This is a genomic window from Psychrobacter sp. G (assembly GCF_000418305.1).
GTDB classification, from domain to species: Bacteria; Pseudomonadota; Gammaproteobacteria; order Pseudomonadales; family Moraxellaceae; genus Psychrobacter; species Psychrobacter cryohalolentis.
In genome coordinates, this window is sequence record NC_021661.1 from 2,634,771 (window position 1) to 2,648,182 (window position 13,412).

Here is a 13,412-nt window from a genome sequence, read left to right on the forward strand (position 1 = left end):
GCAGCATTTTTTTAGCAATATTTTTTGATAGTATGTTTTTAAAAACGCTCATTTAAAAGTAGTTGGATGAATATCAGGCAAAAAATATGGATAGATAATGTGTATATTATTTTGATAACAGCTAATGCTATAAGAGTCAAATCCGATGCTAACCGTTACGTAAAGCGGCTTATTATAAAGATAAAACTGCGAAAAAAGCCATAACCCTAGCAAAGTCTGCTAGATTTATCGCACAAGGTACTTTAAAAAAAGCTTTTTTCGTCATGAAGCTTTCAAGTTAAAAGGTAAAACCGGTAACCTATTTCATTTGTTTATATGAATAAGAATATGAGAAACTAGGGATATACGTCTATTACACTGGTATTATAAACATCAGTGCTAACAAAGACTCATGCCCATATGTGGTCGCGTACTTAAGGCGGAGCCATTACAGACATACAAAAATACTTGAGCTTTTGAATACTTTCGCACGTTTTATTTAGTTAATGAGGACAATATGGCAATACATAAAATCAGAGCGTTTTTTAATCTCGAGGCTTCGGGCGGTATCGTCCTAGCGCTGGCAGCTATCGCAGCAATGATTATTGCTAATACTTCTCTAAATACGTGGTACGAATCCTTTATTCACGCACCTGTCGCTATTCAAATTGGCAGCTTCTCAATCGCTAAAGATGCGCATCATTGGATTAATGATGGCTTGATGGCAGTGTTCTTCTTTTTAGTGGGACTTGAGCTTAAGCGTGAAGTGTTAATCGGCGAGCTGTCCAATGTAAAGCAAATTATCTTGCCAGCAGGGGCGGCTCTTGGCGGCATGATCATGCCAGCCATCGTCTATCTGTTTTTTAACTATAATGAACCTGAGTTTTGGCGAGGTTGGGCGATTCCTGCCGCAACCGATATCGCCTTTGCTCTTGGTATTTTGAGTTTACTTGGTAATCGCGTACCCAATTCATTAAAAGTATTCTTAGTCTCAATTGCTATCTTTGATGATATCGGCGCGATTATTATCATTGCTTTATTTTATACCAATGATTTATCGCTTGGTTCACTGGCTATCGCGGGCTTATGTCTGCCGTTTTTATATCTGCTTAATCGCCGTAACGTTACTAGCATAACTCCTTATTTGCTAATTGGCGTTATCATGTGGGTTGCCGTACTCAAATCCGGTATCCATGCAACGTTAGCTGGGGTTGTATTGGCGCTATTTATTCCTTTATTTGATCGCACTGACCCTGAGCATTCCCCGCTTGAAGAGCTTGAGCACGACCTACAAAACACCGTTTCTTACGGTATCCTGCCATTATTTGCTTTTGCCAATGCGGGCATTTCGCTTAAGGGCGCAGGGTTTGGTGAGCTGTTTCATTCTGTGCCGCTTGGTATTGCCGCCGGATTGTTCATCGGTAAACAAGTAGGCGTTATGCTGATGTGCTGGTTAATCTTTAAACTGGGCATTTCTACTATGCCAAAAGGCATGAACTTTAAGCAAATCTACGGCGCAGCATTGTTATGTGGTGTGGGCTTTACCATGAGTTTGTTTATCGGTGGGCTTGCATTTGCCGGTGAGACGCCATTATTTGATGAGCGTTTGGGTATCATTATGGGTTCAATCGTCTCTGGTATCGCAGGTTATATGATGCTCAAAGCCACTTTAAAAGATGAGGTTAATGTAACCTCTGTAGACTTAACGCGCCATTCTTAATGCACGATTGAGCTACTTTATCCCACAGTAGCTCAATCAACTTAATAAAAAGCAGTTGATACAGAGTTGCTTATAAATATGGATTCCATCGACATCTCTAAAAAAATCGCTAAAACAAGTGCCGCCAGTGCTCGGCAAGGTGCAGGCTGTCATCAAGCGCCTGTTTCTTATCAGCGTCATGGACGCACCACTGCCATTGATGACCATAGTGATCTGCAAGTATTAAAACGCATTAAGCGCTATCTACTGCCAAAAGACTTTGTCATATCGCAAGATTTGTTAGAGGAAATAGTTGCAGGCTACGATATTGGCGATCCAATAGCAGATGATCTAGCCTCTGATGGCATTCGTTTTGCCAAGCCATTACAGCAGTTTATTATTGATAAGAAAGCGGACTCTAACCTCAAGAATAATTCCTCATTCAACGCATTAACTGAACAATTTAGTCGCCATCCCGATTGGTTTGATCCTAAGCTTGCCCAAATCGGCGCGGTTGCCTATCGCCGTTATCCACTGATGCTGATTTGGTTGTTGCGTAATGTGGCTCTCATGGCAGGCTATAGTATCCCTGCCTTATCGCTACCGCTGATTCAGACTGGCGCACTGATGCATGACGCTTTACCAAGATTGATGCGTACCTACGCCTATATCTTGGCGGTCTCTGAGCACCCTCAATTGCATTTAGATTCAGAGCATAGCAAACCTAATATTGAACGAGTATTGGCTATCGGCTCTGAAGGTTGGCAGCAATCCATTAAAGTACGTCAAATACATACCTCAGTACGACAGAACTTGCTCAAAGGTAAAGGCAATGCTGCTAAAGGCGTCATACCAGATTCCAACCAACATCACAACCCAGATGGCAGCTGGAATACCGCATATTGGGGTATTCCTATCAATCAAACCGATATGATTGCTACTCATTTGCAGTTTTCACTGTTGATTATGCGCGGATTAAGATTGCTTGGCGCCCGTATTAGCACTGAGGAAGCAGAAGGCATTTTGCATTTATGGAATCTTGCCAGTTATTGGATGGGGGTTGACTTAGATCGCCTGCCAAAAGATGAAGCCGCCTGTTGGGAATGGCTCTATACCTATTTGTCGATTCAGCAGCTTGATTTTAAAATGGGACGACCACTGGCAAAAGCCCTGCATGATTTGCCACGTCAGCTGATGGGTGAGGACAATCGCCGTGGGCGTTTTGTTGAGATGGTCAATGCCAGCGTGACCCGTACCTTGGTTGGTGATGATATTGGCGATGGGCTAAACCTACCAAAATCAAAAATACGCTTTGGCGTATTGTCTTCCGTGCCGATTCTATTTGCCCTAGATACTGCCCGTCAACACAATAGTAGAGTCGCCAACAAGCTAGAAGCATTTCGTGCTAAACGCCAAGACAATATGAACTGGTGGTTAAAGAAAAATGATGAGTATTATAAATAGAATGCATTCATTCATTATCACTAACGTTTATAATAACGATCCTCCTTTGCCAAAAACATGATTATTAGCGAGTATCTAACACTTCTATGATCGAGTATCTTGTATGCGGTAATACCACTCTAGTTGCCGATCAAAGCCTGTTTCTAATAAACTGGCAATGACTCGTCCCGTCAGACCCCACACTGTTTCGCCATCTACTTGCCAGCTCGGTGTCAGTAGCGTTGCTGCCTGATCTTGCAATGTATATTCTATGGAATATTCGACTGTCGGCTGAGTTAATAAAGTCTCAAAATCTGCCCAAAAAATGCGTGATATCTCACCAAGCTCTGGCACCAAAAGCAGATCTGGCGCAATAAGAGCCACAATAGGACGTACACTCATACCACTTTTAGAGGTTTGGATAGGCAGTTGACCAAGCAGCTGAACTTTATTAGGCGGTAGCGCAGTTTCCTCGCAAGCCTCACGTAGGGCGGTAACGACATTGTTACCATCACCTACTTCATGTTTGCCACCAGCACAGGATACCTCGCCAGCATGACTGTTCATATGAGCAGCGCGGCGAGTCAGCAGAAGCTTAGGATGGCGCTCATGAGTGATAGCGACCAAGATAGAAGCATCGGCGATTGGGGTTTGATAAAGACTATTTAAAATACGGGCACTGCGCGAATGGTCGTGAGAGTCATAAAGCGCGGGACTAGCAATAGCCTTTAAGGTCTCGTGCTGCACCCGTTCAGCCAACTTTCTGATCGTGGGATAACGTATAAAATCTGGTACAGCGACTGTCATTTCATCAAAACGTACGGACTGTGAGGGATTTAGCATTATAATTGCCCTGTATTTTTATCAGTATTAGCCATCAAAGCGTTGAATCGTTGCAGCAAGCAGATTGCGACAACCGTCAGACAGACTTGGTCTTTTATCATTGTACGACTGCAATTGGTCCTCATGGATCAAGGGTGTCATTCATATATTATTTAGGAAATGCTCGTGGATAAGATTTTTTCATTACATAAAATGCAGGGCAAAACTGATGATTGCCCGCAAAGATTGCCATTAGTCATCATTGCCATTGCTTGGGCTGGCGGAACATTTGCCACTGCTGTATTGGCATTACTGGGAAATTGGCAAAATATCGCGATGATTTTGGGCTCATTTGGCGCCAGCTGCCTGCTTATTTTTGCTTATCCAGAAAGCCCTTTTGCTCAGCCAAGAAACATTGTCGGTGGTCATCTTATTACTACCTTTACTGGCTTAGCTTTTATGTCTTTATTTGGGGTTGAGTGGTGGAGCTTGTCCCTTGCCGTTGGTACGGCAATTGCTCTCATGTTACTGCTGCGCGTACCGCATCCACCTGCAGGATCCAATCCATTGATTGTGATGCTCGGCGGCGTAAAGTGGCATTTTTTGCTCACTCCGACGCTAGTAGGTGCCCTTGCCTTAGTAATGGTAGCGCTCATTTACAACAACATTGGTCGTGGCAGACACTACCCGCGCTATTGGTAACATAGTCAATTTAAAATAGAGTCACTTATAGCCTAGCGCAATCTGATAATAACTGCATACCTTTTGTGTGACTGATAGGCTTGGTCTATTCTGTTAGCACACAAGGAGTTCCAACGGTGATTCAACTCACAAAATACGCTGTTATTATCATTGCCAGTATGAGGAAGATTTGTGTTATCTTAATATAAAGGGCGATTGTCAGATAATCATCTGATATTCGATAGCCCTAGTATCTGATACAACAACAATTATAAATCTTAAAGTTATATGTCTTAAATTAACCTTATCTCTCTCATTTCATTATATAAGGCAGTCGATATGCGCTATTGTCTACAATGCGGTTGTGAAGCAGAACGCAAAATACCAGCTACGGATAATATACCGCGTTTGGTATGCCCAAACTGTCATTATATTCATTATGAAAACCCAAAGATAATCTGTGGTTCACTGGTCGTCCATAAACATCGGGTGCTGCTCTGTCGACGCGCAATCGAGCCACAGTATGGCTTATGGACGTTGCCTGCAGGCTTTATGGAAAACGGCGAAACCATGGCCGAAGGTGCCGCGCGTGAGAGCTTTGAAGAGGCTGACGCGGTCGTGATCAATCCACATTTATATTGCTTGTATGACATTCCAGATATTGGTCAAATCTATAGCATCTATATCACCGAACTAAAAGACGGTGCTTATGGTATCGGCTCTGAAAGTCTTGATTGTGCGTTATTCACAGAAGAAGACATTCCTTGGGATAAGCTTGCGTTTGAAGCGGTACGCCGTACCCTAAAAAGCTATTTTGCAGACCGTCAACATTACGACAGTTATGATCAATTCCCAATTCATCAAGAGATCATTGGCAAAGACCAAGCCATTAAGCGCTATTAATAACGAAGCTCGCTAAAAAGCTGACTTACAAAAGCAAGTAGTAAAGACCGTTGATAAGAATTAAGCTCAAATCTTATCAACGGTTTTTTATTGCCTAATATTAACTGCTTAAGCTAAGTCGCGAGGATACCATGCTGACACTACAACACTCTTTTGCCCTATTACCGCTAACTTTAGCCCTAGGGCTGACGAGTGTAAGCGGTCATGCTGAAAACACTTCTTTAACCGCTAAGGAATCAGACCCGCAAACGCTCGGCTGGATGCAAGGATTCCCGCCTCCAAAAGACAAGCTAATCACTCAACCACAGTCTGACTTTTTTAGCTTTCCCAAACTGCGTTGGACAGTCTGTCATATTCGAGAGCTAATGCCCACTACTGAAGTCAGTCGCGGTATCGGTGCACCATCCAAACTTGACTATGCACTCGATAAAAATATTGATGCCATTACCTTTACCCCAACCAATAGCAAACGCCCTATGACATGGCGGCAGTCACTTGATGCCAACTATACAGACGGCATCATGATCATGCATCATGGCAAGGTCGTCTATGAGCGTCAAAATGGTTGCCTCAATGAGCTGGGTAATCACGCCGCAATGTCGATGACCAAGTCAATGACAGGATTATTAGCAGAAATCCTCGTCACCGAAGGTAAGCTTGATGATAAGGCATTGGTTGCCTCTATTATTCCTGAGCTGGCAAAAAGTGGCTTTGGCGATGCCACCGTACGCCAAGTGATGGATATGACCACGGCGCTCGATTATAGTGAAGACTATGCCGATCCTGACGCAGACATCTGGAAGTATTCAGAAGCGGCAAGCCCGTTACCAAAACCCAAAGGCTATAGCGGACCCAATGGCTATTTTGAATATCTGCAAACGGTACCTAAAAAGGGCGAGCACGGTGTAGAGTTTAACTATCGAACCATCAATAGTGATGCACTCGGCTGGATTATTTCACGCACCACTGGCAAGGCAATCGATGACCTGCTCTCTGAACGTATCTGGCAAAAAATCGGTGCCGAACAAAGCGCGTATATGACGGTCGATGCTAAGGGTACGCCGTTTGCTGGCGGCGGCATCAGTGCAGGTTTGCATGATATGGCACGTATTGGCAGCTTGATGCTCAATAAAGGCGAGATGAATGGTGAGCGCTTATTCCCAACAGCGGTAGTCGATAATATCGAAGCTGGCGGTGATAAAGGCGCATTTGCAAAAGCGGGCTATAAACAGCTCAATAATGGCAGCTATAAAAGTATGTGGTGGCTGTTTAATAATCCCACGCCTATTTATGCAGCACGTGGCGTCCACGGTCAAACGGTCTATGTTGATCCAGCAGCCGATATGGTCATCGTTCGCTTTTCCTCATACCCTGAAGCCAGTAATGGTAAAATCGACCCAACTTCGCTACCTGCCTATAAAGCAGTCGCTAATTACTTAATTAAAAAGTAAGCCTTTAAGAAATAGCGCTTTAAAATACTCAACCAAAACAAAACCGCCGCTTTCAATATAAATACTGGAAGCGGCGGTTTTTTATATAGATACTGATTTTTTACAAGTTAAAAGCTAGCTTTTAATTTTACAGACTTTAAAGCCAAGCTCTTGTACTGCTGCTTCTTTATCATAAGGCGCTAATACCGCGCGGACATGCTTTTGCCCTTGCAGGTATTGCTTAGCAACACGTTGCAAGTCAGCTACTGTTACAGCCAAAATTGCTGCACGCATTTTACGTTGCCAGTCAACACCGCGATGATGCAAATCAGCGAAGCAGGCTTTAATTGCCTCACCTGCTGGAGAGCCTGGCTTATCCATTCCTGAGATAATACCTAAGATGGCTTCTTCTAACTGCTCATCGGTTTGCGGTTCATTCAACAGCCATTCGATACTGGCATCGAAATGGGCAAAAGTCTCAGCACACTGTGGATCGCGATAGCTAAAGAACTTAAAGGCACAAGCATTGGCGTCGTAGCCCGCACCACCGCCATAAGCACCACCGCGCTCACGAATGGCGCTATGCAGATAGCCATTGCGCAGGTAAGGCGCTAATACCATCAGGGCTACCGTATCAGGATGATCAGCCGTAGGAACGGTATAAGCACTGGCATTATGATAGACATTGGTTGGAACCAGCCATGCCAAATCGTCAACGGCTACTTCTTCTGTTGCAGCTGTGTTTTCACCACTTAATGCAGCATTTAGCGATAATTCCGTAAACTCACTTGGAATATTTGCTTCGATAATCGCATCAGAATTTTTTAACTGCGCTGCAATCTTCGGCGCTTGACTGTCTTTCCAACTCTCAACGATTAAGTTACTCAAGCGTTCAGTTTGTTCGGCTTCGCAAATAATAACCGCGTGCTTAGGCAAACTAATCAAACGCTGATGTAAGTCCATCAAACTCGTCGCAAGCTTATCCCACTGTGCATCATCGCTACTGGCATGGGTTAAGAAGTCTTTTAGCGCATTCAATGCTGGCAGACCGCTACGCACATACTCTAGCTGCGCTTGGCGACTCATGCCGCGACTAGCCGTTTGCATGGCATAAGAATGCCCTGAACCGGCAAGGTTTGATTGCCAGCCTGCTTGACGCTGCTGCAAGATTTCTTTGATACGATCATGCTCACTAAAGATACTGTGCTCCATGACTTCTTTGAGCAAATCTATTGCTTCGGGTTTACGATTGAGCGCTCGCGTTGCCACCACAAAGTAGCTGCTAATCGCTTGGCTGTCATCGACATTGGTACGTTGGCTGATACGAGCCGTCACACCAGAAGAATGCGCTGCTTGCTTCGCTTGCATTTCATGAGCGCTTAGAGAATCCGTACCCAGCTCTGATAATAAGCTCAAATAGATAGGCAACAGCGGATGATTAATCACTTCATTAACTGGCAGCTCTTCATTCTTATCCCCGCCAATCTCATCGGTTAACGGTACGATGATTTGATAATAATACAAGCCGTTAGTGCCCGCTTCATATTCGAATAACGTACTTTCTTTGCCACTTAAATTAATCTGCTTTTGGGTGCCTTGCTTAAAGCTGATATCGGTCGGTACGTCTTCTAGACCTACTTTTGGTAATAAGCTTAAATCATCAGGCGCTGCTTGGCGCACTGCCAAATCAAGCGCTTGTTGTTTTAAGATAGCTTTATCATCAGCGGTCAAATCCATCTCGATGGTATCAAGACGAGTCTGCTCAGCTGCTGCCAAACGGGCTGTTTTTTCACTATCAGGCGTCATTGTGACGCGCACACGATGCTGGTTATCTAACAGATGCGTCTTAATTAAATTTGGCAGCCACTGCGCATCTTTTACTTGCTCACGTAGCCACTGCAAATGCTCATCAACTTCCCAAACATCAATAGGGTTGCCATCGTGAATGGCAGTGCTAAAGCCTTCTAGCATGAGATTTAGACCATAAGGCATGCTATCGCCGCCGATATGACGCTGATCAATCTCGATTTGATGCAAGATAGTTTCAATGGTTTCATCATCAATCGGTTTGCTGGCGACCTCTTTAAGCAAATCAATAATACCCTGCTCTACTGCTTCAGCATGTTCAGGGTTAGAGCCGCGTAAACCGGTATAAAAGACCATTTCATAATGACTGTCATCCAATCCCAATAATGGACTTGGCGCTTTACCGAGTGGATGGCTGTCCAAATAAGCACGTAGCGGCGAACCAGCATGCTCAATCAATACGCCTTCTAATAGACGCAAGGCCAAACGCTGCTTCGGATCAGTAATCGATGGTAATAACCACGCAACCACATGATGGGTTTGGTCAGGACCGGCTTCGTCAGCCGTATAAGTATCAACTGCGTTAATCGGTGCAGACAAACGCTGCTCTGGACGCGAGACGTGTTTTTTGCCTGCTTCAAATTGAATCAAAGCATCGTCATGGATTTTTGCTTGCGTTTCAGCGACTGGAATATTACCAAAGCTCATAATCACACTGTTTGACGGATGATAATGGCTCTGATGGAATTCAACCAGCTCATTATGAGTCAAGTCTGGGATATCAGCAGGATCACCGCCCGAATTATAGTGATAGGTCGTTGTTGGGAACAGATGATGGGCGACCGTATGATACAGCTGGTCAATCTCGCCACTCATTGCGCCTTTCATCTCATTAAAGACGATACCTTTAAACTGTGGCTTATCATTTTCGTCCAACTCAACACGGATGCCTTCTTGGGCAAAATCGAGTGGATGAATATTGGGGAAAAATGACGCATCAAGATAGACAGCAAGCAAGTTAAAATAATCATTTTTATTTTGTGTGGCATACGGATACGCTGTCCAATCTGCAGCGGTCATCGCATTCATAAAGGTATTTAATGAGCGCTTAATCATCGAAAAGAACGGGTCACGAACGGGGAACTTTTCAGAACCACATAAAGCCACGTGCTCTAAAATATGCGCCTCACCTTTTGAATCCATCGGCTGGGTACGAAAGCCAACCAAAAAGGCATTTTCATCACTCGGATGCGCCAAGTGATAATGCATCGCTCCGGTTTTGATATGCTGACTGATCAGCACATCCATCGATAATGCATCGATATGGCGGTGCTCAATCAGCTCAAAGGCAGGATGCAGGGTTAAATCAGCAGTAAATAGCGTGTCAGTCATGGTTATCCTTATGCATTAATTACTTCAGTATCATCTTAGCCAATAACCAAGGTATGAAATCGATATCAGCAATTAAAATAGTAAAATTTATATTTATAAAAAGATCGCTTTGAATAAACAATTAGAGTTATCAAAGCATCATAGGTCATCTTCGAATTGAATGGCATTTATCAGCTAAAAAGAATTTGCCTAACGACAGTAGATGGGGCTAATACGCTAGTAAGTCAAGACAGTGGGTGGAGAAAAACAATAAGTCATCAAGAATAACGGATAAAGATAGCGCCCGATTTAACAAAGCCTACTTAACAGCAGTCATTAGTAGTGCTATAGTTAAAATCATCTGCCACAAGGAAGGAGCCGCTCATGAGTTACCAACATATTTTATTGGTCACCGATTTACTATCCGATGCTGACTTGGTTGCTCAAAAAGCCAAGCGTATCGTTGATAATCGTCCTGACTCCAAATTATCGGTATTACATATCGTAAAAGATACCATGGTTGGCTTTGGCTACGAGCTGGTGCCTGCCTCAAGCTTATATGATGAGATTGATGATGAGCGTTGCCAAGAAGCGCGTGCAAAACTGGCGCAGTTTTTGGATCGTAATGACTTACATGTGGTCAACTCTGAAGTGACAACTGCCATCTCAAATAGTGAAGGCATCGTCAACTATTGCCATAAGAATGACGTTGATTTATTGGTTATTGGTCGTCATGAACGTCATGGGATAGCAGCTTGGCTTAGTGGCGCAACGGCAGATAATATCTTGCCAAATGTACCTTGTGACAGCTTAGTTGTGAGACTTGATAAGCCCGTTAATAAATAAGTGTAGGCATAGAATTAATACAGTCGATACTAAATAAGCTGAATGCACTTTATTATAGGGCGAAACTGGTACAAATTTTTCTTGCTTGCTGTGGCTGCGCCGACAGAGGCTACAAAAAATTTATCCCAGTTTCGCTATATTTTTTAATACGGAATTGACTATAGCTACCTTTAAACACGATCCTCTTGAATAATATCAATAAAGCTTTGCCAAATCGGGCTTTGATGGCGCGCTTTATGCCATACCAGCCACCATGTACGTGACAAATCAATTCCTGCAACCTGCACTTGTACCAGCTTCCCTGTTGCAAGCTCTGCTTCAATGACGTGCTGTGACAGGCACCCAAGTCCAATATCAGCGCTGACCATATGCTTAATCGCCTCCGACTGCTGTATTGCCATAATCACCTCAGCATTGGGCAAATGCTGCAATAATTGCTCATCGATGATCTGCCGCGTACCTGAACCCGCTTCTCGTACCAATAGTGGTAGCATTGATAGTTGATCAATATTCAGCTCATAGCAATTATTTGCATCGTTGTAATAACCTACATCAGTCAACCATTTGCTGTTGTGCTTAGCAAAAATCATCAATGTATCAGTGCGCCACACGCGCTGCTCAATCACCTTCATATCTACTGGGCGCGGCATCCCTTCGACTAAAGCAATATCAATATTTAGTTGCTCAACTTCTGCTACTACCTCTTGAGTATTGGCAATATACATATCAACATCTGCATCTGGCAGCGCCTCATAGAGCTTGGCAAGCAGCGGCGGCAGTACGTAATTGCCAATAGTCGTACTAGCACCGATATGGATCTGCCCTGCTTGGTGCTTATGATAATGTTCTAGTGTCAACGACTGCCCTAAGATAGCTTGAGCTTGTATATAAATAGGATGGGCATTAGGGTGCTGATTGAGCCTGCGCCCGACCCGCTCAAACAATGGCATTTGCAGCCTTGCTTCTAATTCTGTCAACGCACTACTGACCGCCGACTGCGATAAATGCAGCACTTCACTGGCACGGCTGGTACTACCTGTTTGATAAATACTGACAAACACTGATAATTGCTTGAGGGTAATCTTTGGTAATCCCTGCATGGCTTTTTTCATAATTTCTCTGACATCCTATCTTATTGATACAATCTAAAAATCATCTGTTATTTTAAAAACCCTCTATTATCTAAAAAACTATCTTTTTAACCCTAAGACTGTCTATCAACCTATAAAATCGATAATTTGTATCTAATTAATCTGTTTTTATTATAGATTGGTCTATCTTATAATGTCTATTCATAAGCTTATGCTTATTTCGATTATAAACAATAGGACAGTCAGTCATGTACGCCTTGACCCGATCAGTGAACAACTATTTTCCACGCAGCGGCCATCTAGCAGGGCTCATCGTCGTGCTGATTGGCAGTTTATTTTGTTTATGGCTCAATACTAGTGTAAACACATGGACAAATGGGCGCATCGTAGGACTGTCATCACTGACGCTGGCGATTTTAATCGGGATGATACTTGGCAATACGGTCTATACCAATTTTGCTGAGCGTTTAAATGAAGGAGTTTGTTTTGCTAAAGGGCAGATTTTAAGACTCGCCATTATGTTTTATGGTTTTAAACTAACAGTGACCCAAGTTGCTAGCGTGGGTATGCCAGCAGTTATGACGGATGCACTGGTACTAACATCGACTTTTTTATTGACCTATTGGATAGGTACCAAATTATTAAAAGTCGATAAACAAACCGTGCTATTGATAGGCTCAGGTGCCAGTATTTGCGGTGCTGCCGCCGTCATCGCCGCCGACCCAATCGTTAAAGCAGAAGCGCATAAAGTCACTATCGCCGTGGCGACAGTGGTGGTCTTTGGTACGGTTGCGATGCTACTCTATCCGTTTTTATACCATCTTGGTTGGTTGCAACCTTGGTTAAATGCTCAGCAGTACGGAGTTTATACGGGTTCAACCATTCATGAAGTGGCTCAAGTCGTCGTCGCTGGTAACGCAGTCAGTCCTGAAGTGGGTGATACAGCTGTTGTCACCAAGATGATTCGGGTCATGATGCTCGCCCCTTTCTTACTGGTATTGTCTTTTGCTCTGACCAAAGGCTGTAGTGAAAATGGTGAAAATGCTTCATTTATGAGTCGTATTAAAGAAGTCAAAGTCCCTTGGTTTGCCTTTATATTTATTGCCATCGTCTTACTGCACACTTGGGTGCCGATGACCGCAAGCTTTGAGCGTAGTATGGTCATGCTAGACGATGTGCTGCTCACCATGGCGATGTTTGCGCTGGGCTTAACTACGCATCTGAGCGCTATTAAACAAGCGGGCGTCAAACCTTTAATACTTGGGACGATTATGTTTGCTTGGCTGATCGTTGGAGGTGGATTTATTAATATTGGTATTAGCTTGATTGGCTAAAGTAAAC

At 43.6% G+C, this 13,412-nt stretch carries 10 protein-coding genes; 7 read left to right on the plus strand and 3 right to left on the minus strand.

Features of this window, described 5'->3' with window-relative positions:
• The first annotated feature begins 496 nt into the window (after window positions 1-496).
• Window positions 497-1,699, plus strand: a complete 1,203-nt coding sequence (nhaA, locus tag PSYCG_RS11050; RefSeq protein WP_011514438.1) for a Na+/H+ antiporter NhaA — start codon at window positions 497-499, stop codon at window positions 1,697-1,699.
• Window positions 1,700-1,777: 78 nt separating this feature from the next.
• Window positions 1,778-3,142, plus strand: coding sequence for an oxygenase MpaB family protein (locus PSYCG_RS11055; RefSeq protein WP_020444273.1), 1,365 nt, complete (start codon window positions 1,778-1,780; stop codon window positions 3,140-3,142).
• Between the two features lie 84 nt (window positions 3,143-3,226).
• Here PSYCG_RS11055 and PSYCG_RS11060 read toward each other — a convergent pair whose 3' ends face one another.
• Window positions 3,227-3,964: an NUDIX hydrolase gene (locus PSYCG_RS11060; protein ID WP_020444274.1), complete on the minus strand. Its 738-nt coding sequence runs from the start codon at window positions 3,962-3,964 to the stop codon at window positions 3,227-3,229.
• Window positions 3,965-4,123: 159 nt separating this feature from the next.
• Here PSYCG_RS11060 and PSYCG_RS11065 point away from each other — a divergent pair, with 159 nt between their 5' ends.
• The 3 genes from PSYCG_RS11065 to PSYCG_RS11075 all read left to right on the plus strand — a co-directional run bounded on the left by PSYCG_RS11065 (window position 4,124) and on the right by PSYCG_RS11075 (window position 6,978).
• Complete coding sequence (locus PSYCG_RS11065) at window positions 4,124-4,645, plus strand: HPP family protein (protein WP_041772315.1); 522 nt, start codon at window positions 4,124-4,126, stop codon at window positions 4,643-4,645.
• Between the two features lie 318 nt (window positions 4,646-4,963).
• Window positions 4,964-5,527 (plus strand): NUDIX hydrolase, encoded by a 564-nt coding sequence (locus PSYCG_RS11070; RefSeq protein WP_011514442.1) that lies wholly within the window; start codon window positions 4,964-4,966, stop codon window positions 5,525-5,527.
• A 131-nt stretch (window positions 5,528-5,658) separates the two neighbouring features.
• Window positions 5,659-6,978 (plus strand): serine hydrolase domain-containing protein, encoded by a 1,320-nt coding sequence (locus tag PSYCG_RS11075; protein WP_020444276.1) that lies wholly within the window; start codon window positions 5,659-5,661, stop codon window positions 6,976-6,978.
• Window positions 6,979-7,092: 114 nt separating this feature from the next.
• Here the strand turns inward: PSYCG_RS11075 and PSYCG_RS11080 are convergent, their stop codons facing one another.
• On the minus strand, window positions 7,093-10,155 hold the full coding sequence (locus tag PSYCG_RS11080) for an insulinase family protein (protein ID WP_020444277.1): 3,063 nt from the start codon (window positions 10,153-10,155) through the stop codon (window positions 7,093-7,095).
• Window positions 10,156-10,518: 363 nt separating this feature from the next.
• On the opposite strand from PSYCG_RS11080, the gene PSYCG_RS11085 reads away from it, so the two are divergent.
• Window positions 10,519-10,980 (plus strand): universal stress protein, encoded by a 462-nt coding sequence (locus PSYCG_RS11085; RefSeq protein WP_011514445.1) that lies wholly within the window; start codon window positions 10,519-10,521, stop codon window positions 10,978-10,980.
• A 170-nt stretch (window positions 10,981-11,150) separates the two neighbouring features.
• On the opposite strand, the gene PSYCG_RS11090 is transcribed toward PSYCG_RS11085, so the two are convergent.
• Window positions 11,151-12,092: a LysR substrate-binding domain-containing protein gene (locus tag PSYCG_RS11090; RefSeq protein WP_020444278.1), complete on the minus strand. Its 942-nt coding sequence runs from the start codon at window positions 12,090-12,092 to the stop codon at window positions 11,151-11,153.
• Window positions 12,093-12,319: 227 nt separating this feature from the next.
• Here PSYCG_RS11090 and PSYCG_RS11095 point away from each other — a divergent pair, with 227 nt between their 5' ends.
• Window positions 12,320-13,405, plus strand: a complete 1,086-nt coding sequence (locus tag PSYCG_RS11095) for a YeiH family protein (RefSeq protein WP_020444279.1) — start codon at window positions 12,320-12,322, stop codon at window positions 13,403-13,405.
• Window positions 13,406-13,412 lie beyond the last annotated feature (7 nt).

Coding starts and splice junctions, on each gene's coding strand:
- PSYCG_RS11085 (WP_011514445.1), top strand. CDS start 10,519: ATGAGTTACCAACATATTTTATTGGTCACCGATTTACTATCCGATGCT.
- PSYCG_RS11060 (WP_020444274.1), bottom strand. CDS start 3,964: ATGCTAAATCCCTCACAGTCCGTACGTTTTGATGAAATGACAGTCGCT.
- PSYCG_RS11095 (WP_020444279.1), top strand. CDS start 12,320: ATGTACGCCTTGACCCGATCAGTGAACAACTATTTTCCACGCAGCGGC.
- PSYCG_RS11055 (WP_020444273.1), top strand. CDS start 1,778: ATGGATTCCATCGACATCTCTAAAAAAATCGCTAAAACAAGTGCCGCC.
- PSYCG_RS11065 (WP_041772315.1), top strand. CDS start 4,124: ATGCTCGTGGATAAGATTTTTTCATTACATAAAATGCAGGGCAAAACT.
- PSYCG_RS11070 (WP_011514442.1), top strand. CDS start 4,964: ATGCGCTATTGTCTACAATGCGGTTGTGAAGCAGAACGCAAAATACCA.
- PSYCG_RS11075 (WP_020444276.1), top strand. CDS start 5,659: ATGCTGACACTACAACACTCTTTTGCCCTATTACCGCTAACTTTAGCC.
- PSYCG_RS11090 (WP_020444278.1), bottom strand. CDS start 12,092: ATGAAAAAAGCCATGCAGGGATTACCAAAGATTACCCTCAAGCAATTA.
- nhaA (WP_011514438.1), top strand. CDS start 497: ATGGCAATACATAAAATCAGAGCGTTTTTTAATCTCGAGGCTTCGGGC.
- PSYCG_RS11080 (WP_020444277.1), bottom strand. CDS start 10,155: ATGACTGACACGCTATTTACTGCTGATTTAACCCTGCATCCTGCCTTT.